Raw genomic sequence first — 25858 nt, forward strand, 5'->3', positions numbered from 1 at the left:
TTTACTTACGGAATAAAAATACTATTCGCCGATGTTTTCAGATGCTTCCTACATGATGCTGCGCAATGCAGGTGCCCGCAGGATTATCAAAAACCTTCTGGTGAACCCGTCGCGAAGACTTTATAACTACAAGCTCCTTTAGTCAGACGTCGGGAAGCCCCAATGAGCAAGGTCTACACCATCGCCGTCGTGGTCGGCAGCTTGAGAAAAGACTCGATCAACCGCAAGGTTGCCCTGGCATTGGCTGAACTGGCCCCTGCCAACCTGAAGTTGAACATTGTGGAAATTGGCGATTTGCCGCTCTACAACGAAGACATTGACGGAGCATCACCGCCGGCAGCCTACAGTACTTTCCGCAAACAGGTGAGCTCATCCGACGCGGTGTTATTCGTGACCCCGGAATACAACCGCTCCGTCCCGGCCCCGTTGAAGAATGCCATCGACGTGGGTTCCCGGCCGTACGGGCAGAGCGCCTGGAGTGGCAAGCCGGGGGCGATCATTAGCGTATCGCCGGGTGCGATTGGCGGGTTTGGCGCCAACCATCACCTGCGCCAGTCCCTGGTATTCCTCGATGTGCCGTGCATGCAGCAGCCGGAGGCCTACCTGGGCGGCGCGGGCAGTGTGTTCGATGAGGCGGGCAAGGTGTCCGAGAAGACCAGACAGTTCCTGCAGGCCTTCATCGATGCCTACGGTAAATGGGTCGAAAAACAGCTCGCTTGATCGGGCAATCAGGTCCAGCAGTGGGAGCAAGCTCCCACGCTGGGTTCAGCGCAGCCAGTTGGTGCGTGCCAGTTCGATCACCTCATCGCCACGCCCACTCATCACCGCCTTGAGCATGTACAGGCTGAACCCCTTGGCCTGTTCCAGCTTGATCGTCGGCGGCATCACCAATTCCTGAGTGGCGGTGACCACATCCACCAGCACCGGGCCGTCATGGGCCAGGGCGCGGCGCAGGGCCGGTTCCAGGTCTTCGGATTGCTCCACGCGAATGCCTAGGATGCCCATGGCGTTGGACATGGCGGCGAAATCCGGGTTTTTCAGCTCGGTGCCGGCGTCCAGGTAGCCCGCCGCCTTCATTTCCATGGCGACAAAGCCCAGGGACGAGTTATCGAATACGATGACTTTGACTGGCAGCTTCAGTTGCGCCAGCGAGATAAAGTCGCCCATCAGCATGGCGAAACCGCCGTCACCCGACATCGAGATCACCTGGCGATTCGGGAATGCCGCCTGCGCACCAATGGCCTGGGGCATGGCATTGGCCATCGAACCATGGTTGAACGAACCGATCAGGCGGCGCTTGCCGTTCATCTTCAAATAGCGCGCTGCCCACACGGTGGGAGAGCCGACATCGGCGGTGAAGATCGCATCATCATCCGCCAACTCACTGAGCAGGCGTGCCACGTACTGTGGGTGAATCGGCCGATTGGCTTTCGACGGCTGGGCCAGGTCGTCCAGCCCTTGACGGGCTTTTTCATAATGCTTCAAGGACGTTTCGAGAAAGCTGCGATCAGTCTTGCGCGTTAACCTTGGCAGCAGCGCAGCGAGGGTTTCGCTGACGTCGGCGGCAATACCCAGGTCCAGCGTGGCACGTCGACCGAGTGCCTGTGGGTTGCGGTCGACCTGGATGATCTTGGCGTCGGTGGGGTAGAACTGGCGGTAAGGGAAATCGGTGCCGAGCATGATCAGCGTGTCGCAGTCGAGCATGGCGTGGTAGCCGGAGCTGAAACCGATCAGGCCGGTCATGCCGACGTCGAACGGGTTATCCCACTCCACATGCTCCTTGCCACGTAGCGCGTGTACCACGGGGGCGCCCAGTGCGTCGGCGAGGGCGACTACTTGATCATGGGCTCCGGCACACCCGCTGCCGCACAGCAGGGTGACCTTGCGGCTGTTTTCGAGGATATCAGTGAGGCGTTGCAGGTCCTGTTCCGCTGGCAGCGTACGCGGTGCATGCAGGGCGGGCCACGGCTTGAGTTTGTCCTCGACCTCCAGCAGCGATACATCGCCCGGTATGACCACCACGGCCACGCCGCGATTGAGGATCGCCGAACGCATGGCGCGATGCAGTACCTGGGGCATCTGCTCGGGGTTGGTGACCAGCTCGATAAAGTGGCTGCATTCCTTGAACAGTTCCTGGGGATGGGTTTCCTGGAAGTAGTTCAGGCCAATCTCTGAAGATGGAATTTGCGCGGCAATCGCCAGCACCGGCACATGGTTGCGATGGCAATCGAACAGTCCGTTGATCAAATGCAGGTTGCCCGGCCCGCAACTGCCAGCGCACACCGTCAGCTCGCCAGTAGCAGCCGCTTCGGCACCGGCGGCGAACGCCGCCACTTCTTCGTGGCGCACGTGCATCCACTCGATGCTGTCCATGGTGCGCAGCGCGTCGGTGAGGCCGTTGAGGCTGTCGCCGGTCAGCCCCCAGATGCGCTTGATGCCCGCCTGTTCAAGGGTGGTCGCCAATTGCTGGGCCAGGTTGATTTTCGCCATGAAGAACTCCAATCGTCAGTGAGGTTAAAAACTGCTGATCAATAGGGGACAGTTCGATCACGGCGAATGCTCCGCCTTTAATGTGAAGATTGCGTCATGGCCGCGCGGTATTGCCGGGTGCGCCGGGCCAGAAACCATTGGTCACGCACCAGCGCCATGCAAGGTGCGACGTGGGCCTTGGGCAGATGGCCGCGGCTGAGGCGGCGCATCTGGTAGCGCACCACGGCGAGAATGGCCAGGGATGCCAGGGGCTTGCGCTTCCAGTTGAGGGGTTTGAGTTGCGGGTTGGGGTCGCGGCCTTCGCGCCAGTGCTGGATCAGTTGCGGTTCCAGCGTCAGGGCGGTGGCGATGCCGGCCATGGCGATACCGCTGTCGAGCACTTGTTGCACGATGGGCAGGCGACGGATGCCGCCGGTGACCATGACGGGCATCTGGGCAATGGCGGCGACTTCGCTGGCGAATTCGAGGAAATACGCCTCCCGGGCCAGGGTCCGGCCGTCCCGTGCTTCGCCTTGCATGGCCGGTGCTTCATAGCTGCCGCCGGACAATTCCAGCAGGTCGATGGACAGCGGATTGAGCATCTCGACCACGGCGCGTGCATCCGCTTCTTCGAACCCACCGCGCTGGAAATCAGCGGAGTTGAGTTTGACCGACACACAAAACGACGGGCTGACACTGGTGCGGACCGCACGGATCACGTCCAGGAGCAGGCGTGCACGGTTCTCCAGTGAACCGCCCCAGCGATCCGTACGTTGGTTGCTCAACGGCGACAGGAATTGGCTGAGCAAGTAGCCGTGTGCGCCGTGGATCTGTACGCCGGTAAAACCGGCTTTCTCGGCCAGGCGGGCGCTGGTGGCGAAGCGCTGGATCACGTCCTGGATGTCGGCCTCGGTCATGGCCTTGGGCGTGGCAAACATCTTCGAGAAACCGCCGAGGTCGAGCGCCACGGCGGACGGTGCAATGGCCTGCTGGCGCAGGTTGGCGGGTGTCTGGCGCCCAGGATGGCTGAGTTGCACCCAGAAGTGCACGTTCTTGCGCCGCGCCACGTCGGCCCATTCGCGAAAGCGCTGCAGTTGCTGCTCATCCTCAAGGGCAACGCCGCCGGGGCCGGTCATGGCGCGGCGGTCGACCATCACGTTGCCGCTGATCAACAGGCCCGGCTCGCCATCGGCCCAGGCCGTGTAGAGCTGCTTCAGCTCGGGGGAGGGCGCTTGCCGGGCGTCCGCCATGTTCTCTTCCATCGCCGCCTTGGCGATACGGTTGGAAAGGACTTGGCCATTGGGCAGTTGCAGGGTTTCAAAGGGCGACATGAGTTGACTCCTGAGCAGGGGAAGCCTCAGGCTAAGCTTAAAGGTAACTTTAAGGTCAAGCAGGTAGTTCGATGAATATTGGAGAACTGGCAAAACAGAGTGGGCTGGCGGCGTCGCGTATCCGCTTCTATGAGGCGCAGGGCCTGATCAGCCAAGTGGGGCGGCAGGCCAACGGCTATCGACGCTATGCACCCGAAGCACTGCAGACCCTGCAACTGATCCAGAGCGCGCAGCAGGCCGGGTTCACCTTGCAGGAACTCAAGGCGTTGATGCCCGCGCCAGGGGAGCACAAGCGTGAGGCGTTGCTTGAAGCGCTGGAGCGCAAGGTGGAGCAGATTGAAGCCATGCAGGCGCAGTTGGCCCACAGCAAGGCGCAACTGCTGGGTGTGATCGCGGCAGTGCAGGCGCAGCCGGAAGGGGTGCCGTGTTCGATGGGGCAGAAGCAGGTGCTGGCGTCGATCAAGACCGGTCTACAGAGCAAGTAGATGCCAATGTGGGAGGGGGCTTGCCCCCGATGGCAGAGGGCCAGTCAACAGATTCATTGACTGATCCACCGCCATCGGGGGCAAGCCCCCTCCCACCTTTGATACTCAGCGCCGGCGGAACAACGGCAACGGCTCATCCGTTGCCGCCTGGTACGTCACCGAGAAGTCCTTGAGGCTCTCCAGTGCTTCGTACGGGTCTTTATCGGCGCGCAGGGCGAAGGCATCGAACCCGCAGCGGCGCAGGTAGAACAGCTGGTCGCGCAGCACGTCGCCAATCGCACGCAACTCCCCCTTGTAACCGTAGCGGTCACGCAGCAGGCGCGCATTGGAGTAGTTGCGACCGTCGGTGAAGGCCGGGAAGTTCAGGGCGATGACCTGAAAGTGTTCCACGTCGTCGCCGATCTCCTCGGCTTCTTCATCGGCGTCCAGCCACACACCCAGGCCGCCGTCGCGGGCCTTGAGGGCGTGGCCGTGTTCGCGCCACAGGGCCAACGGCACGATCAGGTCGTCGCAGTTGGAAATGCCGTCGAAGCTCGCGTCCTTGGGCAGCAGGTGCCAGGTTTCGTCGAGGACTTCGTTGTTCTTAATGATTCGCTGCATAGACGCGCTCCTTGAACAGGTCGATGCCGATGCGCTGGTAGGTGTCGATGAAGCGCTCATCTTCGGTGCGCTGTTCGATGTACACGTCGATCAGCTTGCCGATCACCTCGGGCATGGCTTCCTGGGCGAAGGATGGGCCAAGGATCTTGCCCAGGCTCGCATCGCGGCTGGCGCTGCCACCCAGGGACACTTGGTAGAATTCTTCGCCTTTCTTGTCCACGCCCAGGATGCCGATGTGGCCGACGTGGTGGTGACCACAGGCGTTCATGCAGCCGGAGATGTTCAGGTCCAGCTCGCCGATGTCGAACAGGTAGTCCAGGTCGTCGAAACGGCGCTGGATCGATTCGGCGATCGGGATCGACTTGGCGTTGGCCAGGGAGCAGAAATCGCCGCCCGGGCAGCAGATGATGTCGGTCAGCAGGCCAATGTTCGGCGTGGCGAAACCGCCTTCGCGCAGCTCGCCCCACAGAGTGAACAACTGGCTCTGCTCAACGTCCGCGAGAATGATGTTCTGCTCGTGGGAGGTGCGCAGTTGACCGAAGCTGTAGCGCTCGGCCAGGTCGGCGACGGCGTCCAGCTGCTTGTCGGTAATATCGCCCGGCGCTACGCCGGTAGGTTTCAACGACAGGGTCACCGCCACATAACCCGGCTTCTTGTGCGCCAGGGTATTGCGGGCACGCCAGCGGGCAAAGCCTGGATGTTCTTTATCCAGCGCGGCGAACTCGGCGTCCTGATTGCTCAGGACCTTGTACTCAGGGTCGACGAAGTGCTTGGCCACACGATGCACTTCAGCTTCGGTCAGGGTGGTCTGGCCGCCGCGCAGGTGTTCCATCTCGGCATCGACTTTCTGGGCGAAGACCTCTGGGGTCAGCGCCTTGACCAGGATCTTGATCCGGGCCTTGTACTTGTTGTCTCGACGGCCGTAGCGGTTGTAGACCCGCAGGATCGCGTCGAGGTAGCTCAACAGGTCCTGCCATGGCAGGAATTCATTGATAAATGCACCGACCACCGGGGTACGGCCGAGGCCGCCGCCCACCAGTACGCGAAAGCCCAGCTCGCCGGCCGCGTTGTACACTGGCTCCAGGCCGATATCGTGCACTTCGATGGCCGCGCGGTCTGAGGTCGAGCCATTGATGGCGATCTTGAACTTGCGCGGCAGGTAGGCGAATTCGGGGTGAAAGGTGGTCCACTGACGCACGATTTCACACCACGGGCGTGGGTCGATCAGCTCGTCGGCGGCGACACCGGCGAATTGGTCGGTGGTCACGTTGCGCAGGCAGTTACCGCTGGTCTGAATGGCGTGCATCTGCACGGTGGCCAGCTCGGCCAGGATATCCGGCACGTCTTCCAGGGCCGGCCAGTTGAACTGTACGTTCTGGCGGGTACTGATGTGGGCGTAGCCTTTGTCGTAGTCGCGGGCAATCTTGGCCATCATGCGTACCTGGCGCGACGTCAGTTGGCCATAAGGCACGGCCACCCGCAGCATCGGCGCAAAGCGCTGAACATAAAGGCCATTTTGCAGGCGCAGAGGGCGGAACTCTTCTTCGCTCAGTTCACCTGCCAGATAGCGTCGGGTCTGATCACGGAACTGCTTGACGCGGTCCTCGATGATGCGCTGATCGTATTCGTCGTATACGTACATATAGGTCCTGTTCTCGGCAAATCTGCGCGCACGGCCGCGCACTCCCAACGGAGCCGGCGCACGATACCAGTTTGCGTTTATGCGCAAAAGTGATGTTTGAGTATATGCAAATAACCAAATTGACTAATGAGAACCGTTATCGCCATACCCACATTTGTCATGCGGGCAATCGTCGACTTTACTGTGAGCGTGTTTAAGCGTTATCTCCTATAAAACCGACAAGAGGCGATGCGATGAGCAATCCGACAAAAGCCCGTAAACCTGATAGTACCGTTGATGCCTGGGCCATTCTGTTTCTGATCATCCTGGTGGTGGGAACCGCCGTATTCTGGGTGAGTCACCAGTAAAGAGCCTCGATTGACTGTCGCCTTGCCACTATCCATGGCGGTCAATGTTCAAGGCTTGATAACCCTATCGAAGGTGCTGATTGCGTGTGTGTGGTTGCTGGGATCGGCGTATGGGGCCATGGCCCATGCCACGTCGGTGGTGTTTCTCAACCCGGGCATGTCGACGGAAACCTTCCGGGTCAGCTACGCGCAATTCATGCAGGCCGGTGCCAAGGACCTCGGCCTGCATCTGCGCGTGCGCTATGGATCGCCAGCATGGTCAGCGATGATGAACAGGCCGGCTACCTGATGCTCACAGGTCTGCTACGTCTGCACGGTCCCGTTGCCGCTGGCCAATCCATCGAACTGCTGGCGTTCTCCGGCACCAAGACCACTTCGGCTGCGCAGTTGCATCGACGCCCATGGCGGGCGTGACCGCCAGGAGGCGTTGTTCCAGCTGATCGATGCGACCCAGGCGCAACGCCTGCTCGGTCCGTTGGCGCCGGTGGATTTTCGCGCACTGTCAGCCGTCGGCAAGCCGGCGTCCTACCGTTACCCCTTCAGCCTGCAACTGCTGCTGCGCTAGACGCCGGCCAGGTGCAGCACCAGCTTGACGATGCCGAACAGCGTCAAGGCAAACACCGCCGTGAACAGAATGCCCAGCACCACAAAGTGGCTGGGCTTGCCGTGGGTGAAGTCGCGGGCGCGATTCTTGCCGCTCTGCACGCCAAACGCGGCCGCCACGACGCTGTGCAGCATCTGCCAGAAGGTAGGGGGTTTGTTGTTGACTGGATCGTCCATACATCCCTCGACACAAGGTGTGTGAGGGAGAGCATAGACAATCCAGCCGGGCTTAGTTGTCGTACCCCAGGTTCGGCGCCAGCCAACGCTCGGTCACGCTCAGGTCCTGGCCTTTACGCGCGGTGTAGCTGGTCACCTGGTCCTTGTCGACCTTGCCCACGGCAAAGTACTGCGCCTGCGGGTGCGCGAAGTACCAGCCGCTGACGGCAGCCGCCGGGAACATTGCGTAGTGTTCGGTGAGAAACACCCCGCTGCGGCCGGCCTGCATCTCGCGGGCCTCGGGGTCGAGCAACTGGAACAACTGGGCTTTCTCAGTGTGATCCGGGCACGCCGGGTAGCCCGGGGCAGGGCGGATGCCGCTGTATTGCTCCTTGATGAGCGCCTCGTTGTCCAGTTGCTCGTCCTTGGCATAACCCCAATGCTCTTTACGCACCTGCTGGTGCAGCCATTCGGCGCAGGCCTCGGCCAGGCGGTCGGCCAGGGCCTTGACCATGATCGAGTTGTAGTCGTCGCCCGCGTCCTGGTAGGCCTTGGCGACTTCTTCGGCACCGATGCCGGCGGTGGTGATGAAACCACCGATGTAGTCGGTCACGCCGCTGTCCTTGGGCGCCACGAAGTCGGCCAGGGAGAAGTTCGGCTTGCCGTCGGTCTTGATGATCTGCTGGCGCAGGTGATGCAACCGGGCAATCGGTTGGCCGTCGTCGCCATAGACTTCCAGGTCATCGTCCTGCACCTGGTTGGTCGGCCAGAAACCGAATACCGCACGGGCGCTGATGAGTTTTTCGTCGATCAGTTTCTTGAGCATCTCCTGGGCGTCGGCGTACAGCGCAGTGGCCGCTTCACCGACCACTTCATCGTCGAGGATGCGCGGGAACTTGCCGGCCAGGTCCCAGGAGATAAAGAACGGTGTCCAGTCGATGTACTCGGCCAGCACCTTGAGGTCGATATTGTCCAGCACCTTGGCGCCGGTAAAGGTCGGCACCACCGGCGTGTAGCTGCTCCAGTCGAACTGCGGCTTCTTGGCGATGGCGGCCGGGTAGCTCAGGCGTTCGGTGCGGGCGCTGCGGTTGGACGTGCGTTCGCGCACTTCCACGTACTCTTCGCGGGTGCGCTCGACAAAGCCGGCCTTGAGTTCCTTGGACAGCAACTGCGTGGCCACGCCGACCGCACGCGAAGCGTCGGTCACGTACACCACCGCATCATTGCTGTACTTGGGCTCGATCTTCACCGCCGTGTGCGCCTTGGAGGTGGTCGCACCGCCGATCATCAGCGGCAGGTGGAAGTCCTGGCGCTGCATTTCGCGAGCCACGTGCACCATCTCGTCCAGGGACGGGGTGATCAGGCCGGACAGCCCGATGATGTCGCATTTCTGCTCCTTGGCCACCTGCAGGATCTTCTCCGCCGGCACCATCACGCCGAGGTCGACGATGTCATAGCCGTTGCAACCCAGCACCACGCCGACAATGTTCTTGCCGATGTCATGCACGTCGCCCTTCACGGTGGCCATCAGGATCTTGCCCTTGGCTTCCGGCTTGTCGCCTTTTTCCAGCTCGATGAACGGGATCAAGTGGGCCACGGCCTGTTTCATGACGCGGGCGGACTTCACCACCTGGGGCAGGAACATTTTGCCCGCGCCGAACAAGTCGCCAACGATGTTCATGCCGGACATCAGCGGGCCTTCGATCACTTCAATCGGACGCGCGAACGACAGCCGGGATTCTTCGGTGTCTTCAACGATATGCGTGGTGATGCCCTTGACCAAGGCGTGTTCCAGGCGCTTGTTCACGTCCCAGCCGCGCCATTCCTCGGTCTCGGCTTCTTTGACGCTGCCGTCGCCCTTGTACTTGTCGGCGATGGCGAGGAGGGCGTCGGTGCCGTCCGGAGTGCGGTTGAGCACCACGTCTTCCACGGCGTCGCGCAGCTCGACCGGGATCTGGTCGTAGATCTCCAGTTGGCCGGCGTTGACAATACCCATGGTCAGGCCGCTGCGGATCGCATACAGCAGGAACACCGAGTGGATCGCCTCGCGCACCGGGTTGTTGCCACGGAACGAGAACGATACGTTGGACACGCCGCCGGAGGTCAGCGCGTAGGGCAGTTCGTCACGGATATAAGCGCAGGCGTTGATGAAGTCGACGGCGTAGTTGTTGTGCTCTTCGATACCGGTGGCGACCGCGAAGATGTTCGGGTCGAAGATGATGTCTTCCGGCGGGAAGCCGACTTCATTCACCAGGATGTCGTAGGAGCGTTTGCAGATCTCTTTCTTGCGCGCTTCGGTGTCGGCCTGGCCGGCTTCGTCGAAGGCCATCACCACCACGGCCGCGCCGTAGCGCTTGCACAACCTGGCGTGGTGGATGAACTGCTCGACGCCTTCCTTCATGCTGATGGAGTTGACGATGCCCTTGCCCTGGATGCACTTCAGGCCCGCCTCGATCACGTCCCACTTGGAGGAGTCGATCATGATCGGCACGCGGGAGATGTCCGGCTCACCGGCAATCAGGTTGAGGAAGGTCACCATGGCCTTCTTCGAATCGAGCATGCCCTCGTCCATGTTGATGTCGATCACCTGGGCGCCGGCTTCCACCTGCTGCAGGGCGACTTCGAGGGCCTCGGTGTAGTTGTCTTCACGGATCAGCCGGGCAAACTTGGCGGAGCCGGTGATGTTGGTGCGCTCGCCAACGTTGACGAACAGCGAACTGCGATCAATCGTGAACGGCTCCAGGCCCGACAGGCGGCACGCCTTGGGGATGTCCGGGATCACGCGTGGCGCGTAACCGGCCACGGCCTTGGCGATGGCCTCGATATGGCCTGGCGTGGTGCCGCAGCAGCCGCCGACAATATTGAGGAAGCCGCTCTGGGCGAACTCTTCGATGACCTTGGCGGTTTGCGAAGGCAGTTCGTCGTACTCGCCGAATTCGTTGGGCAGGCCGGCGTTGGGGTGCGCGGACACGTGGGTGTTGGCCTTGTTCGACAACTCTTCCAGGTACGGACGCAGTTCGCTGGCGCCCAGGGCGCAGTTCAGGCCCACCGAAATCGGCTTGGCGTGGGCGACCGAGTTCCAGAACGCTTCGGTGGTCTGGCCCGACAGGGTACGACCGGAGGCGTCGGTGATAGTGCCGGAGATCATGATCGGCAGTTCGGTATTGAGCTCCTCGAACACACCTTGCACGGCGAAGATCGCGGCCTTGGCATTGAGGGTGTCGAAAATGGTTTCGATCAGGATCAGGTCGGCGCCGCCTTCGATCAGGCCTTTGGTGGCCTCGGTGTAGTTTTCCACCAGTTCATCGAAGGTCACGTTGCGGTAGCCGGGATTGTTCACGTCTGGTGACAACGAGCAGGTCCGGCTGGTCGGGCCGAGCACGCCGGCGACGAAGCGTGGCTTGGCCGGGTTCTCCAGGGTCTTGGCGTCGGCGATTTTGCGCGCCAGGCGTGCGCCTTCTACGTTCAGCTCGTAGGCCAGCTCTTCCATACCGTAGTCGGCCATGGAGATGCGGGTGGCGTTGAAGGTGTTGGTTTCGAGGATGTCGGCACCGGCATCCAGGTAGGCTTTTTCAATGCCGCCGATCACGTCCGGGCGAGTGATCACCAGCAGGTCGTTGTTACCCTTGACGTCGCTCGGCCAGTCGGCGAAGCGTTTGCCACGGTAGTCTTCTTCTTCGAGTTTGTAGCTCTGGATCATCGTGCCCATACCACCGTCGAGGATCAGGATACGTTCCTTGAGGGCTTGATGAAGGGCTTGCAGACGAACGCTACGATCGGACATGGGACTACTCTGGTCAGGCATCACGGAGGGCGTGGATCATAACAAACCTGTGCGGTTTTGCAGCATGCCCGGTTTTTAGATGAATATCGCTCATGTTGCAGGGCCGTATGGCCCGGTAGAATCACCGGCAATTTTCCAGCGCACGCATTGAATCGGGACCGGATACATGTCACTTCGCCTCATCACCAGCGCCGTCCTGGCACTGGTCGCCTGCATCGCACAGGCCGACGGAGCCGCCCCGGCGATTTCGTACACCCGCGACATTCAACCGATCTTCACCGAGAAATGCGTGGCCTGCCATGCCTGCTACGACTCCGCCTGCCAGCTCAACCTGGGCAGTGCCGAGGGCGCGGCGCGTGGCGCGAGCAAAGTGCCGGTCTACGATGGCGAACGCAGCCAGGCCACGCCGACCACCCGCTTGTTCTATGACGCCTTCGGCAAACAGGCCTGGCAGCAGAAGGGCTTCTATTCGGTGCTGGACGCCCAGGGCAGCCAGGCCGCGCTGATGGCGCGCATGCTGGAGCTGGGCCACAACGCGCCGTTGCAACCCAACGCCAAGCTGCCCGAAGACATCGTGCTGGGCCTGAACCGCGAGAACATGTGCGCCATGCCCGGCGAGTTCAATGCCTATGCCGGCGCCCACCCCAGGGAAGGCATGCCGCTGGCGGTCACTGGCCTGACGGACCAGCAGTACCAGACACTGCAACGCTGGCTTGCCTCCGGCGCGCCGATTGATGAACAAGGCCTGGCGCCCAGCGCGAAAGAAGCCCTGCAAGTGCAGCAGTGGGAAAACCTGTTCAACCAGCCCGGCGCCCGCGAAAGCCTGGTGGCGCGCTGGTTGTTCGAGCATTTATTCCTCGCGCACATCTACTTCGAGAATGGCGAGCCGGGGCATTTCTTCCAGTGGGTGCGTTCGCGCACGCCGAGTGGCCAACCGATTGACCTGATCGCTACGCGCCGTCCCAATGATGACCCCGGCACCCGCGTGTATTACCGCCTGTGGCCGGTGCAGGGCGTGATCGTGCATAAAACCCACATTACGTACCCGTTCAGCGCCGAGAAGATGGCCCGCATCAAAGAGCTGTTCTACGCCGGCAATTGGCAGGTCAACGCCTTGCCGGGCTACGGTCCGGGCCGCCGTGCCAACCCTTTTGAAACCTTCGAAGCCATCCCGGCCAAGGCGCGCTACCAGTTCATGCTGGATAACGCCGAATACTTCGTGCGTACCTTTATCCGTGGGCCGGTGTGCCGTGGGCAGATCGCCACGGATGTGATCCGCGACAATTTCTGGACCCTGTTCCAGGACCCGGACCACGACCTGTACATCACCGATGCGCGCTATCGCGGCCAGGCCACGCCGCTGCTGGCCATGCCGGGACAAAACGATGACGTGGGCAGCGTGCTCAGCCTGTGGTTGGCCTACCGCGATAAGCGCAACGAATACGAGGCGCTGCGCCGCGACAGCTACGCCGACCTGCCGCCGCCGAGTTGGTCGAGCCTGTGGGCAGGCAATGACAATGCCTTGCTGAGCATCTTCCGCCACTTCGACAGTGCCGCGGTCAACAAAGGCCTGATCGGCGAGGTGCCGCAAACGATGTGGCTGTTCGACTATCCACTGCTGGAGCGCACCTATTACCAATTGGCGGTGAATTTCGACGTGTTCGGCAATGTGTCGCACCAGGCCCAGACCCGGCTGTATTTCGACCTGATCCGCAATGGTGCCGAGCAGAACTTTTTGCGCCTGATGCCGGCCGATTCGCGTGATGGTTTCCTCGACGATTGGTACCAGAACAGCGGCAAGCTCAAGCTGTGGCTGGATTACGAGGCGATCGATGACGACAAACCCACTGGTCTGCACCTGAACAAAAACGATCCGAAGCGCGACTTTGCCAACCAGTTGCTCACCCGTTACGGCGATTTGAACGCCAGCCCGGACCCGATCAACCGCTGCAGCGGCGCCTATTGCTCTCGCGATGGGATCGACCCGGCCTTGCAGGATGCGGAGCAGGCCCTGAGCCGCCTGACCTCACGCCCAGCTGCCGGGCTCAAGGTGATTGATCAATTGCCTGAAGCGACGATGCTGCGGGTTGAAACCGCCGGTGGCAAGCGTGTGGTCTATAGCATGCTGCGCAATCGTGCCCACAGTAATGTGGCGTTTTTGCTGGGGGAGGCTTATCGCTACCAGCCGGGCCTGGATACGGTGACGATTTATCCGGGTGTGCTGAGCAGCTACCCGAACTTCATGTTCAATATTCCAGCCCAGGACGTGCCTGAGTTCGTGGCTGAAATGGAGCAGGCCAAGGATGCCAAGGGTTTCGAGAAGATTGTGGATCGGTGGGGTGTGCGGCGCAGTCATCCGTTGTTCTGGCAGTATTTCCATGATCTGTCGCGGTACATTCGTGAGACTACGCCGGTGGAAGAGGGTGTATTGGACATGAACCGCTATGAGAACCTATAACTAATGACAGTGATCCAGTCATCTCTCTGAGCGGGTGCTGAAGCGGTCGGATATCTATCTTGCGGGAATGGAACAGGTATTCCGATCATGTTGATTTCAGTGCAAGCGCTACGTGCCTTGGCGGCGTGGATGGTGGTGGGGGTTCACTTCGTACAGTTGTTTTTCGACTTTGAGGCGCATAACTGGCTGGAGGACCTGTTGGTCGAAACAGGCGGGGTCAGGGTCGATATATTTTTTGTTATCAGCGGTTTTGTGATTTTTCTTTCGACTGCGGACAAAACCCTGACACCTTGGCGTTTCATGCTCATGCGTGTGGCAAGAATCGTTCCGGCGTATTGGTTTTATACCCTGCTCATGATGCTGCTGGTTGCGACTGTGCCTGCGATGTTTCCGTACGAGAATATCGAGCCGGGTTATGTGTTGATGTCGCTGCTGTTCATTGCCGCCCCGAGCCCGCCGGGTGTGGAGGTTTACCCTCTGCTGGGCGTCGGGTGGACCCTGAACTTCTTGATGCTGTTTTATCCGCTGTTTTCCTTCTCTTTGTTCGTTCGGCAATCCTATCGGCTGTGGGTTGTCGCGGCACTGCTTTATCTTGTGTGTTACATCGGCCCCGCCCTGGGTCTAGCCAGCGGTTTTTACAGGAATGACATTATTCTCGACTTTCTGATGGGTATTGCCATCGGCATGCTGTACCGATGTGGCCTGTGCCGGTCCGGCTCATGGTTGCCGTTATTGGGTATCCTGGTCTCGTCAGTGGCGATTTATCACGGGGCAAATCTGCCGCGTTCGTTGGAGTGGGGGGTGCCAAGCGCTGTGTTGGTGATCAGTTGTGTGGCGTTGGAACCCTACTTTCAGGGCTCCCGCCTTTTGAAGATGCTGGGAGACTGCTCTTACTCGGTTTACTTGATCCACGTGCCGGTACTCGCTGCTGGGCTATTGATTGCCAAGAGTATGGGAATAGATCCCTACGCGATGCTGCTGGTGTGCATCGCAGCAATAGCGTTGGGCTCATATTGGAGCTACCAATGGCTTGAAAAGGGAACCTATCGCGCCCTCAAGCGCTGGCTTGACATAGAGGGGCCGGAATCTATTGCCCGACAAAAATACTAGGACTTTGTACCTGCGTAATATTTTGGCGTAAACTGCCGGCAAGCCTGTGAGGAGTTTCCATGACTGCCATAACCATTACCGACGCCGCCCACGATTACCTGGCCGACCTGCTGTCCAAGCAGAACACCCCGGGTATCGGCATCCGCGTCTTTATCACCCAGCCCGGCACCCAATACGCCGAGACATGCATTGCCTACTGCAAGCCTGGCGAAGAGAAGCCTGAAGACACCGCCCTGGGGCTGAAAAGCTTCACCGCGTACATCGATGCCTTCAGCGAAGCTTTCCTTGACGATGCCGTGGTCGATTACGCCACCGACCGCATGGGCGGCCAATTGACTATCAAGGCACCGAACGCCAAGGTGCCGAACGTCAACGCCGACAGCCCGGTCAACGAGCGTATCAACTACTACCTGCAGACCGAGATCAACCCAGGCCTGGCCAGCCACGGCGGCCAGGTCAGCCTGATCGACGTGGTTGAAGATGGCATTGCCGTGCTCAAGTTCGGTGGCGGCTGCCAGGGCTGTGGCCAGGCGGACGTGACCTTGCGTGAGGGCATCGAGCGCACCCTGCTCGAGCGTATCCCGGAGCTCAAGGGCGTACGTGACGTGACCGACCACACGCAGAAAGAAAACGCCTACTACTGAGTAAGGCGTTCACTGCGGACAAAAAAACGGCGCCCCGTGAGCGCCGTTTTTTATGCTTTAAATTCAGTAAGTTGCACCATTTATCTAATGTAGAGTGTTCATTGCGAAAATCGGCACTTCGATTTTTGGTGGATGAATTTATTAAACAAAATCAGTACTTTGTGTATGTTTTGTGATGTTGGACATCAAGGTCGATACAGATGCGCATGCCCCGCCCGATACAACGATGACTCACTGAAACTATCACTCGCCAACACCCGACCCACCACAATCAACGCCGTACGCCGAAACCCCTTGGCTGCTACTTTTTCGGCAATGTCGCTGAGAGTTCCAACAACCCAATCCTGATCCGGCCACGTCGCCCGGTGCACCACGGCAATCGGACAATCCGCCCCATAGTGCGGCGCCAGTTCGGCAACGATCTTGTCCAGGTGGTTAACCCCCAGATGAATCGCCATGGTAGTGCCATGTCGCGCCAGGCTGTCGAAGTCCTCACCGGCCGGCATGCTGGTTTTATCCGCGTAGCGGGTCAGGATCACACTCTGGGCAATGTCGGGCAGGGTCAGCTCGGTTTCCAGCAGGGCCGCGCAAGCGGCCACCGCCGTAACGCCAGGGATGATCTGGAACGGGATGCCCAGGTCGCGCAAATGGCGGATCTGCTCGCCGATCGCGCCATACAGGCTGGGGTCGCCGGAGTGCACGCGTGCCACATCCTGGCCCTTGGCATGGGCGGCCTTGATCAGGTCGATGATCTGTTCCAGGTGCAGTTCGGCGCTGTTGGTCACCGTTTCTGCCTGATGACCTTCGAGTACCGCCGCCGGCACCAGCGAGCCGGCATAGATGATCACCGGGCAACTGCGGATCAGCCGTTGGCCTTTGACGGTGATCAATTCCGGGTCGCCGGGGCCTGCGCCGATGAAGTAGACGGTCATGGGAAATCCTGATGAAAACGGGCGAGCATGAAATCTGCTCATGATCGAAAGGGGCGATTATCGGGTTTTCAGTCGGCGCACGCCAATGCAAAGGTGGCCAGGGCGGTTTTCTGGCGGGTGATCAGCAGGTGCGCAGGGGCGTTGGCGAGCTGTTCGGCCAGGGCCAGGGCGGCGCTTTCGGCGATGCCGTAACAGCCGGTGTGGGCAAAAGCCACGTCCGATTTATGGCTCAGCCGGTCGGCATAAATCGCCAGTCGTTCAGCGTTGAAACATTGCAACGGCAGGTTCAGCAGCGCGGCCAAGGCCAGTAGCCCGGGTTCTTCCTGTTTGCGATCAAGACTGGCCAGCGCAGTGATACGGTGGCGCTCGATACCGCCCTCGACGAGGGCGGCGTCAAACAAGGCCCGCAGAGTGTGGACATCACAGCCCTCCCGGCAGCCCAGGCCGACGACCAGTTTCACGCCGAGTATCGATCGTCACGGTTGCGGCGGAACAGCCAGGCGCTGATCAGGCCCAGGGCCAGCCAGAACGCCACGTTGGTCAGCTGCGAAGCAATCTTGAACTGCGCTTCCAGTGCTTCCGGGGCCAGCATCGAATGCACTTGCGGTTGTGGCGCGCCGATCACGTGCGGCACCACCAGGATTGCCGCGCCCAGCGCCTTGAGCAGCCAGTTGCGACCGAACACGATCAGCGCGATACCGGCTGCAGTAGACGCGGCAGTACCGATCCACCAGATCTGCCGTTGGGTCAGGTCAGCGGCGGCGGTGCCCGGCAGCTCGGGCGGCAGGCCCAGGGTAGGCGCCAATACAAAGGTCGCATAACCCGCCAGGCCCCAGAGCAGGCCTTGGGCGGTACGGGTTGGTGTACGCAGGGTGTACAGGCCGGCCAGCATCAGGGCGAAGCCAACGGCGACCACCAGGTTGCCGCCTGTGGTGGACAGCACGCGCTGCCAGCCGTCTTCCGGTTCCCAGGCTTCGGCGTCGTGGGTGTGAGCAGCCGCACCTTCGGCGTGCTCGTGCAACTCGGTCGCTGCCGGGGCTTTTTCAAAGGTTTCCGCCTGCAGAATCAACGGGGCGACCCAGAAGCTTTGCAGCAGGGTCAGCAGCAGGGCGGCCAGAAGGCCGGTGAAACCTGCGGTTTGCGCAATACGCTTGATCATGTCGGCAGGTCTCAGTGGCACGGGAACGCGGCGCTGTGGCGGGTATCGTGGGCAGCGTTGTGTACTGCCTCTATGTGCGAGAAACCGGCGAAGTACACCAGGCACGCACCGAGGATCGACGCACCGATGGCGGCGGTCAGGCGTTGGCTCAGGGTAGAGGTGCTGCTGGCGGAGTGCGAAGTGCTGCTGATGATCGACATGGCGCGTCCCTTTCAGGTGTCAGGGTGAAACGAGCGCATGAAAACCCCGCGAGCCAGGCACGCAGGGTTCTGAACAGCGCCCGCCCACCGCGGGTTTGTTATCTGATTTTTTCGGGCCGGTCTCCGGGCTTGCGAGGGGCTCAATGCCTGAAAACGTCGCCTTCCCATGCCGCCTGGCACAGTGGATATGACGTTTCGCTCGCTTACCGTTGCGGGGGCAGCACCGGACTGTCATGTGTGTGCATGAGTCACCGGTTTCCCGTTTCACCCTTTGCAGGGCACCCGAAACAAGATGTGTAGGAGAGCATGGGGGTGGGAGGGGAGTCAATTGGGATGTGCTTTCTGGGGGCATATCCGTTGCTGCGGTAACGGCGGCTTAGGGTTCCGCCCTTACGGCGGCCCACGGATTCAAGCCTGCGTTCGGCCAGCGTGTTTGACGGGGCGATCCCAGATCAAAAACAAGAGCGCGGCGGCCTTATAGCCGACCGGATTGTATGGCCGGTACTCGGTCAAAGTGTGGGAGGGGGCTTGCCCCCGATGGCAGTGGGTCAGTCACTGATGAGTTGCCTGACACTCCGCCATCGGGGGCAAGCCCCCTCCCACACTTTGATCTTCATGTATCAGTTGAAGGGTGGTTTGCTCTGGCTCTGGCTCTGGCTCTGGCTCTGGCTCTGGCTCTGGCTCTGGCCCTGGCCCTGGCTCTGGCTCTGGCTTTTGATCTGCTTTTGATTTTGATCTTAGGCGCCCCGTCAAACACGCTGGCCGGAATTCGGCAGGGATTTGGGGGGTAAACCGGCAGGGATGCCGGTTTAGCCGCCCCGCGCCATGGATGGCGCGTGGCGGCGGCCCCCCAAATCACTGTCGAATTACGGGCACACCGAGCCTAAGCCGGAGGTGCCGAGTGTTGGGGCAAGAGCGTTTTGCTTACTTTTGACTGGGCCGGCATTCCGGCTTTTCAAAAGTGAGCCGCCGTAAGGGCGGAACCAATATCAGCCGTTACCGCAGCAACGGATATGTACACAAGCCAACCCAACCCAACCCCATCATTGACCATCCCCCAAGCACTGCGTAGCCTTGCACCCTCGAGGTTCTTCGGCCCAGGCCGAAGCTAAGAAGGGAACGCGGTCCAAGCCGCGGCTGCCCCCGCAACTGTAAAGGGTCCAACTGACTGCCACGCCACTGCCGACAAGGCGGGAAGGCGCAGCCAGCGCCGGTCGCAAGACCTGCAAGCCCCAAGCCAGGAGACCTGCCTCGCAACCGATTTTCTACTTCAACCGGGCGGGGTGATCCGGTGACGAAATCCGCTGCTGCGCGCCGTCGCAGGGCCTATCGTCCCATCTGCCCGCCCCCAAGGGCATCCGATGAAAACACTGGCCAAACTCCCCGTCACCATCGTCACCGGCTTCCTCGGCTCGGGCAAGACCACCCTGCTGCGCCATATGCTCGACAACGCCCAGGGCCGTCGCATCGCGGTGATCGTCAATGAATTCGGCGAGCTGGGCATCGACGGTGAAATCCTCAAGCAATGCGCCATCGGTTGCACCGAAGAAGAGGCCAGCGGCCGCGTCTACGAATTGGCCAATGGCTGCCTGTGCTGCACCGTGCAGGAGGAGTTCTTCCCGGTAATGCGCGAACTGGTCGCCCGTCGCGGTGACCTTGACCATATCCTTATCGAAACCTCCGGCCTGGCGCTGCCAAAGCCGTTGGTACAAGCCTTCCAGTGGCCGGAAATCCGCAGCGCCTGCACCGTTGACGCGGTGATCACCGTGGTCGACAGCCCGGCCGTCGCCGCCGGCACCTTCGCGGCATTCCCGGACCAAGTGGACGCCCAGCGCAAGCTCGACCCCAACCTGGACCACGAGTCACCACTGCACGAGCTGTTCGCCGACCAACTGGCCAGTGCCGACCTGGTGATCCTCAACAAGACCGACCTGATCAGCGCCGAAGACCTGGCCCGCGTGCGCCTGGAAGTCGCCGAAGAACTGCCGCCGGCGGTGAAGATCGTCGAAGCCAGCAGCGGTCGCTTGCCCCTGGACGTACTGATCGGCCTGGGCGCCGGTTCCGAGGAGCACATCGACGGCCGCCACAGCCACCACGATCATCACCACGAAGGTGAAGACGACCACGACCACGATGCGTTCGACTCGATCTCCATCGACCTGCCGCAAGCCGACGAAGCGCTGCTGCTCGACGCCCTGACGCAGTTGGTGGTGCAACACGGCATCCTGCGCGTCAAAGGTTTCGCCGCCATCCCGAACAAGCCGATGCGCCTGCTGATCCAGGGTGTGGGCACGCGGTTCGACAAGCACTTCGACCGTGCCTGGGGAGCTGATGAAGCGCGCACCACGCGCCTGGTGCTGATCGGCCAGGAACTGGACGCGGCGGGCCTCGAAGCGCAACTGCGCGCCGCGCTCAGCGTCTGACCCATGCACCTGCTCAGGACCCAGCCCGGTGGTTTCGTCTCGGACGACAATATTGCCGACCTTGGCCAAAGCCCCGCTGACCTGGTGATCCTGTGCAGCGGCGATTCCAGCCTGGCACTGCTGGCCGAAGCGGCCCAGCAGTTGCCCGACGACTACCCGAGCCTGCGCCTGGCCAACCCGATGCAGGTGCAGAACCATGCCTCGGTCGACCTGTACGTCGATGAAGTGCTGCGCCACGCCAAGGTCATCCTGATCTCGCTGCATGGTGGCATCGGTTACTGGCGCTACGGCATCGAGCGCCTGGTGGAACTGGCCGAACGCGGTGTGCAACTGATCCTGGTGCCGGGGGATGATCGCCCGGACCCGGAACTCAGCGGGCTGAGCACCGTCGGTGCAGAAGAACGTGATCGGCTGTGGTATTTCCTGCGTCAGGGCGGCCTGAGCAATGCCCTGGATTTCTATCGCTGCCTGGCCAGCGCTTACCTGGGTCGCGACTATGCCTGGGGCGAGCCGCAAACCCTGCCGCGCACCGCGATCTATCACCCGCAGCATGCCAACGCCCGCCTGAACGATTGGCAGGCAGACTGGAACGCCGACTGGCCGGTGGCGGCGGTGTTGTTCTACCGCTCCCATTTGCAGGCGGCCAATACCGGTTTTATCGATGTGTTTTGCCAGCGTCTGCAGGCGGCGGGCCTCAACCCGTTGCCCATGGCGGTGGCCAGTTTGAAAGAACCCGGCTGCCTGGCGGTGGTCGAGGACCTGCTGGATGAGGTCGGCGCGGCGGTTATCTTGAACACCACCGGCTTCGCCCAATCCAGCCCCGAAGCGCCGCATTTGCGCCCGTTTCGCCGCAATATCCCGGTGATCCAGGCTATTTGTGCCCAAGATAACCAGCCCGGCTGGGTGGCCAGCGAGCAGGGCCTCGGCCCCCGCGACCTGGCGATGCACATCGCGTTGCCGGAGTTGGACGGGCGCATCATCAGCCGGCCGATCAGTTTCAAGGACCTGGCCTGGCGCAGTGAGCGCAGCCAGTCGGATGTGGTGTGCTACCGCGCCGCGCCCGAACGCATGGATTTTGTCGCTGAGCTGGCGCGGCGTTGGGTCGAATTGGCGCGAGTGCCGAATGCAGAGAAACGCATTGCGCTGATCCTCGCCAACTACCCGACCCGCGACGGTCGCATTGGCAACGGCGTGGGCCTGGATACACCGGCGGCGGCGCTGAATATCCTGCGTGCCCTGAAAACCGAAGGCTATCCGCTGCCGGACTTATTGCCCGACAGCGGCACGGCGTTGATCCATGAGTTGCTCGGCGGCGTCACCAATGACCTGGACAGCCTCGACCTACGCCCTTGCCATCAAAGCCTGGGCCTGGACGAGTACGAGACGATGTTCCAGCGCCTGCCCGAAGCCAATCGCCAGGCGGTGCTGGAACGCTGGGGCACCCCGCAAAACGATCCGATGTGCCGCGACGGCCGCCTGATGATCGCCGGCCTGCGCCTGGGCCTGACGTTTGTCGGCATCCAGCCGGCGCGGGGTTATCAGGTGGACGCCAGCGCGGTGTACCACGACCCGGACCTGGTGCCGCCCCATGCTTACCTGGCGTTCTACTTCTGGCTGCGCCACACCTACGGCGCCCACGGCGTGATCCATGTGGGCAAGCACGGCAACCTCGAGTGGCTGCCGGGCAAGGGCGTAGGCCTGTCGGAAAACTGCTGGCCCGACGCGTTGCTGGGGCCGCTGCCGAATATCTACCCGTTTATCGTCAACGACCCGGGCGAGGGCGCCCAGGCCAAGCGGCGCACCCAGGCGGTGATCATTGATCACCTGATGCCGCCGCTCACCCGTGCCGAAACCTACGGCCCGCTGCGTAATCTGGAACTGCTGGCGGACGAGTATTACGAAGCGCAGTTGCTTGATCCACGTCGTGCTTTGGAACTGCAAAAGGACATCCTCAAGCTGGTGCGCGAAACCCGCATCGACCAGGAGCTTGAGCTGGAGAGCGACGCCGATGCTGCCGTGTGGCTGCCGCGCCTGGACACTTACCTGTGTGACTTGAAGGAGTCGCAGATCCGCGACGGCCTGCATATTTTTGGCGAGTCACCCGAGGGTCGCCTGCGTATCGACACTTTGTTGGCGCTGCTGCGCATCCCGCGTGGCGATGGTCGTGGCCCGCAGTCGAGCTTGCTGCGCGTGCTGGCCAAGGCCTTCGAGCTGGGTTTCGACCCGCTCGACTGCGCCCTGGCCGAACCCTGGACCGGACGCCGGCCGCTGGTGCTGCAAAAGATAGATGGGCAGTTGTGGCGTACCGCCGGCGATACCCGCGAGCGCCTGGAGCTGTACGCCGCACGTTTGATCGAGCAAGCCCTGGAAGGGCCGCTTGAACAGCTGGAGGAACCCGGCTGGGAAGACGTGAAGGCCGTAATTGAAAGCCTGCGTATCGTCGTGGCGCCACGCCTCGACGCCTGTGGCCCGGCGGAAATGCGCGGCTTGCTGGATGCCCTGTGCGGCCGTTTCGTGCCCGCTGGCCCCAGTGGCGCGCCAAGTCGTGGGCGTTTGGATGTGCTGCCCACTGGGCGCAACTTTTTCACCGTGGATGTGCGCAACCTGCCCACCACCACCGCCTGGCGCATCGGTTTCCAGTCGGCCAACCTGATTCTGGAGCGGCACCTGCAAGACCATGGCGACCACCTGCGCCAACTCGGCTTGTCAGTGTGGGGCACTGCGACTATGCGCACCGGCGGCGATGACATCGCCCAGGCCATGGCGCTGATGGGCGTGCGTCCGGTGTGGGCGACGGGCAGCCAGCGCGTGGATGACTTTGAGATTCTGCCGATCAGCCTGCTCGACCGCCCACGGGTTGATGTGACGTTGCGCGTGTCCGGTTTCTTCCGGGATGCCTTTGCCAACCTGATCCGCCTGTTCGATGCAGCGGTGCAGGCGGTGGCTGCGCTGGACGAACCGGATGATCTGAACCCCCTGGCCGCCAAAGTGCGCAGCGAGCGCGAGGCGTTGCTGGCGTCCGGCCTGGATGCAGAGGCAGCAGCAAAACAGGCCGGCTGGCGCATCTTCGGTGCCAAGCCCGGCGCGTATGGTGCCGGTGTGCAGGGCGCAATCGACGGGCGCCTGTGGCAAAGCCGCGAAGACCTGGCCGAGGTTTACCTGAACTGGGGCGGCTACGCCTATGGCGGTTCCGACGAAGGCACCGCCGCCCGTGCGCAGTTCGCCCAGCGCCTGAGCCAGGTGCAGGCGGTGTTGCAGAATCAGGACAACCGTGAGCACGACTTGCTCGATTCCAATGACTACTACCAATTCCAGGGCGGCATGCTCGCTGCCGTGGAAACCCTGAGTGGTGACAAGGCTGCCAGCTACCATGGCGACCATAGCCAGCCGGACTTGCCGAAGATCCGCACACTGAAGGAAGAGCTGAACCGGGTGATCCGTTCCCGTGCCGCCAACCCCAAGTGGATCGAGGGCGTGAAGCGCCATGGCTATAAAGGTGCGTTTGAAATGGCGGCGACCGTGGACAACCTGTTCGCCTTCGACGCCACCACCGCACTGATCGACGATCACCAATACGCACTGTTGGCCGACGCCTACTTGCTCGACCCCGACACCCGGGCCTTTGTGCAACAGCACAACCCCGATGCACTGCGCGACATGACCGAGCGCATGCTCGAAGCCCAGCAGCGTGGCCTGTGGCAGGAGCCGGGGGCATACCGCGAGGCGTTGGAAAACCTGTTGCTGGATATAGAAGAAGACAGCTGATGACTGATATTCCCCATTTCCCGCTGTCCGCCGTGGTCGGCGCCGATGGCCTGAAACTGGCGCTGTGCCTGACCGCTATCGACCCGAAGATCGGCGGTGTGCTGATCGAAGGCCCGCGCGGCATGGCCAAGTCCACCCTGGCGCGGGGTTTGGCCGACCTGCTGGCCAGTGGTCAGTTCGTGACCTTGCCGTTGGGCGCCACTGAAGAGCGCCTGGTCGGCACGCTGGACCTGGACGCCGCCTTGGGCGAAGGCCGGGCCCAGTTCTCCGCTGGCGTGTTGGCCAAGGCCGACGGTGGCGTGCTGTACGTCGATGAAGTCAATTTGCTGCCCGACCATCTGGTAGACCTGCTGCTGGACGTGGCCGCCAGCGGCACCAACCTGATCGAACGCGACGGCATTTCCCATCGCCATTCGGCGCGCTTCGTGCTAATCGGCACCATGAACCCGGAGGAGGGCGAGTTGCGTCCGCAGTTGCTCGACCGCTTCGGTTTCAACGTGGCCTTGAGCGGGCAGATCTTGCCGGCCGAGCGTGGGCAGATCATCCGGCGTCGCCTGGATTTCGACAGCGACCCTGCGGCGTTCTGCTCGCAGTGGGAGGTGTCACAAGCGGCATTGCGCGAGCGCTGCAACCAGGCACGGGCGCGGCTCGACAGCATTGCGCTGGATGACCAGGCGCTGGCGCAGATCACCGAGCGCTGCTTTGCGGCGGGGGTTGATGGCCTGCGTGCGGACCTTGTCTGGTTGCGCGGTGCGAGGGCCCATGCCGCGTGGCGGGGAGCCAGTGCTATTGCCGAGGAAGATATCCAGGCGGTTGCTGAATTTGCCCTGCGCCATCGCCGCCAGGAACAGTCCCCACCGGCCAGCCCGCCGAGCGAAGGGCAGTCGCCGAAACCCTCCGACACCTCGCCCGGTCAAGGCCAATGGGGCGATATGCCCGCACCGGCGCTGCCCACGGGCGCACGCCGGGAAGTGCCGACCTGGCCAAAAAAGCCCTAGGCATTCGCCCTCGACCTGACGCGGGGGCGGATGCGCGACCCAAGGCAGGGCGACTAGGCAACGGCAGGCAAGGCAAGGCACGCAGCGCGAAGCAGGGCGCGATCAACTGGCCGGGCACCTTGCTCGGTGGTCGGCCACAAACGCGACAGGACTTGCTGTTTCACCTGCGCAGCCATGCGGCCCATGAACTGTGGTTGGTGATTGTCGATGCGTCGGCGTCCACCCGACGGCATCGAGCACTCACCGACGCCAAGGGTTTGTTGGCGCAGTTGTTTGACGATGCCTACCGCCAGCGGGCGCGGATGGCGCTGTTGACTGCCAGCGGGCAAATGCCGAAGTGGCAGGTGCAAGGGTTGAAAGCGGCCAAGGGCTTGGCGGGTTGGCTGGAACAGTTGGGCGCGGGCGGCGGTACGCCATTGCTGGCGGCGCTTGTCGAGGCCGGAAATTGGCTGGCATTGCGGCGCAAGCGCTATCCGGAGGAGCAGCAGCGGCTGTTAGTGATTACCGATGGGCGGCTTAAGGAGATTGGCGGGTTGCCGGTGTTGGATTGCACTGGGTTGCTGGTGGATATCGAGCGGGGGCCGATCAGGTTGGGCAGGGCTCAGGAGTTGGCTTTTGGGTTGCAGCTGGAGTATCGGCATATCGACCAGTTGTAGTGCCTGCACCGGCCCTATCGGGGGCAAGCCCCCTCCCACATTGGATTGGGTTCACACATTTGTATTTGTGAATAGAGTCAAGTGTGGGAGGGGGCT

The 25858-nt window shown here is 61.8% G+C and carries 19 protein-coding genes, 1 pseudogene and 2 riboswitches; of the genes and pseudogenes, 10 read left to right on the forward strand and 10 right to left on the reverse strand.

The window, feature by feature from the left end; all coding sequences use genetic code 11:
- The first annotated feature begins 162 nt into the window (after positions 1–162).
- Positions 163–720, forward strand: coding sequence for an NADPH-dependent FMN reductase (locus tag BM017_RS23420; RefSeq protein ID WP_092248877.1), 558 nt, complete (start codon positions 163–165; stop codon positions 718–720).
- Between the two features lie 45 nt (positions 721–765).
- Here BM017_RS23420 and poxB read toward each other — a convergent pair whose 3' ends face one another.
- Complete coding sequence (poxB, locus tag BM017_RS23425; protein ID WP_092248880.1) at positions 766–2490, reverse strand: ubiquinone-dependent pyruvate dehydrogenase; 1725 nt, start codon at positions 2488–2490, stop codon at positions 766–768.
- Positions 2491–2567: 77 nt separating this feature from the next.
- Complete coding sequence (locus tag BM017_RS23430) at positions 2568–3800, reverse strand: NADH:flavin oxidoreductase/NADH oxidase family protein (RefSeq protein ID WP_092248883.1); 1233 nt, start codon at positions 3798–3800, stop codon at positions 2568–2570.
- A 71-nt stretch (positions 3801–3871) separates the two neighbouring features.
- Between BM017_RS23430 and BM017_RS23435 the strand changes: the two genes are divergently transcribed.
- The gene (locus BM017_RS23435) at positions 3872–4285 is read left to right on the forward strand and encodes a MerR family transcriptional regulator (protein ID WP_092248886.1); all 414 of its coding nucleotides are present in this window, start codon (positions 3872–3874) and stop codon (positions 4283–4285) included.
- Between the two features lie 105 nt (positions 4286–4390).
- On the opposite strand, the gene BM017_RS23440 is transcribed toward BM017_RS23435, so the two are convergent.
- Together BM017_RS23440 and BM017_RS23445 are read right to left on the reverse strand one after the other, a co-directional pair.
- On the reverse strand, positions 4391–4885 hold the full coding sequence (locus tag BM017_RS23440) for a DUF934 domain-containing protein (protein WP_048727764.1): 495 nt from the start codon (positions 4883–4885) through the stop codon (positions 4391–4393).
- Positions 4869–6527: a nitrite/sulfite reductase gene (locus tag BM017_RS23445; RefSeq protein WP_071490673.1), complete on the reverse strand. Its 1659-nt coding sequence runs from the start codon at positions 6525–6527 to the stop codon at positions 4869–4871. Before BM017_RS23445 ends, BM017_RS23440 begins: the two co-directional genes overlap by 17 nt.
- Positions 6528–6992: 465 nt before the next feature.
- Between BM017_RS23445 and BM017_RS23450 the strand changes: the two are divergent.
- Positions 6993–7439: pseudogene (locus BM017_RS23450) on the forward strand (hypothetical protein).
- On the opposite strand, the gene BM017_RS23455 reads toward BM017_RS23450, so the two are convergent.
- Together BM017_RS23455 and metH are read right to left on the reverse strand one after the other, a co-directional pair.
- Positions 7436–7654: a DUF2970 domain-containing protein gene (locus BM017_RS23455; protein WP_058426282.1), complete on the reverse strand. Its 219-nt coding sequence runs from the start codon at positions 7652–7654 to the stop codon at positions 7436–7438. The pseudogene BM017_RS23450 and the gene BM017_RS23455 overlap by 4 nt on opposite strands.
- Before the next feature lie 52 nt (positions 7655–7706).
- Positions 7707–11417, reverse strand: a complete 3711-nt coding sequence (gene metH / locus BM017_RS23460; RefSeq protein WP_092248889.1) for a methionine synthase — start codon at positions 11415–11417, stop codon at positions 7707–7709.
- Positions 11418–11583: 166 nt separating this feature from the next.
- Between metH and BM017_RS23465 the strand changes: the two genes are divergently transcribed.
- The 3 genes from BM017_RS23465 (at position 11584) to nfuA (ending at position 15629) form a co-directional block, all read left to right on the forward strand.
- The gene (locus tag BM017_RS23465; RefSeq protein ID WP_092248892.1) at positions 11584–13875 is read left to right on the forward strand and encodes a fatty acid cis/trans isomerase; all 2292 of its coding nucleotides are present in this window, start codon (positions 11584–11586) and stop codon (positions 13873–13875) included.
- Positions 13876–13962: 87 nt separating this feature from the next.
- Positions 13963–14985, forward strand: coding sequence for an acyltransferase family protein (locus BM017_RS23470; RefSeq protein ID WP_092248895.1), 1023 nt, complete (start codon positions 13963–13965; stop codon positions 14983–14985).
- A gap of 59 nt (positions 14986–15044) precedes the next feature.
- Positions 15045–15629: a Fe-S biogenesis protein NfuA gene (nfuA, locus tag BM017_RS23475; RefSeq protein ID WP_003173594.1), complete on the forward strand. Its 585-nt coding sequence runs from the start codon at positions 15045–15047 to the stop codon at positions 15627–15629.
- Positions 15630–15814: 185 nt separating this feature from the next.
- On the opposite strand, the gene cobM is transcribed toward nfuA, so the two are convergent.
- The 4 genes from cobM to BM017_RS23495 all read right to left on the reverse strand — a co-directional run bounded on the left by cobM (position 15815) and on the right by BM017_RS23495 (position 17920).
- On the reverse strand, positions 15815–16561 hold the full coding sequence (gene cobM / locus BM017_RS23480) for a precorrin-4 C(11)-methyltransferase (RefSeq protein WP_092248898.1): 747 nt from the start codon (positions 16559–16561) through the stop codon (positions 15815–15817).
- Between the two features lie 68 nt (positions 16562–16629).
- Positions 16630–17022 carry a cobalamin biosynthesis protein gene (locus tag BM017_RS23485; RefSeq protein ID WP_092248901.1) on the reverse strand — a complete coding sequence of 131 codons (393 nt, stop codon included), beginning with the start codon at positions 17020–17022 and terminating at the stop codon, positions 16630–16632.
- On the reverse strand, positions 17019–17720 hold the full coding sequence (locus BM017_RS23490; RefSeq protein ID WP_092248904.1) for a CbtA family protein: 702 nt from the start codon (positions 17718–17720) through the stop codon (positions 17019–17021). Before BM017_RS23490 ends, BM017_RS23485 begins: the two co-directional genes overlap by 4 nt.
- A gap of 11 nt (positions 17721–17731) precedes the next feature.
- On the reverse strand, positions 17732–17920 hold the full coding sequence (locus BM017_RS23495; RefSeq protein WP_012723860.1) for a CbtB domain-containing protein: 189 nt from the start codon (positions 17918–17920) through the stop codon (positions 17732–17734).
- A 96-nt stretch (positions 17921–18016) separates the two neighbouring features.
- Positions 18017–18221: riboswitch (cobalamin riboswitch) on the reverse strand.
- 767 nt (positions 18222–18988) lie between these two features.
- A riboswitch (cobalamin riboswitch) is annotated at positions 18989–19189 on the forward strand.
- A gap of 92 nt (positions 19190–19281) precedes the next feature.
- On the opposite strand from BM017_RS23495, the gene cobW reads away from it, so the two are divergent.
- From cobW to BM017_RS23520, 4 genes are read left to right on the forward strand one after another with little or no spacing between them, the layout of a single operon-like run.
- Positions 19282–20343: a cobalamin biosynthesis protein CobW gene (cobW, locus tag BM017_RS23505; RefSeq protein ID WP_092248911.1), complete on the forward strand. Its 1062-nt coding sequence runs from the start codon at positions 19282–19284 to the stop codon at positions 20341–20343.
- A 3-nt stretch (positions 20344–20346) separates the two neighbouring features.
- Positions 20347–24108 carry a cobaltochelatase subunit CobN gene (cobN, locus tag BM017_RS23510; RefSeq protein WP_092248915.1) on the forward strand — a complete coding sequence of 1254 codons (3762 nt, stop codon included), beginning with the start codon at positions 20347–20349 and terminating at the stop codon, positions 24106–24108.
- On the forward strand, positions 24108–25106 hold the full coding sequence (locus BM017_RS23515) for a magnesium chelatase ATPase subunit I (RefSeq protein WP_092248918.1): 999 nt from the start codon (positions 24108–24110) through the stop codon (positions 25104–25106). Before cobN ends, BM017_RS23515 begins: the two co-directional genes overlap by 1 nt.
- A complete protein-coding gene (locus tag BM017_RS23520; protein WP_092248921.1) occupies positions 25031–25762 on the forward strand; it encodes a vWA domain-containing protein in 732 nt (243 codons plus the stop codon). Before BM017_RS23515 ends, BM017_RS23520 begins: the two co-directional genes overlap by 76 nt.
- Positions 25763–25858: the final 96 nt, after the last annotated feature.

Origin of the sequence: Pseudomonas sp. NFPP04, assembly GCF_900113815.1 — a bacterium.
GTDB classification, from domain to species: domain Bacteria; phylum Pseudomonadota; class Gammaproteobacteria; order Pseudomonadales; family Pseudomonadaceae; genus Aquipseudomonas; species Aquipseudomonas extremorientalis.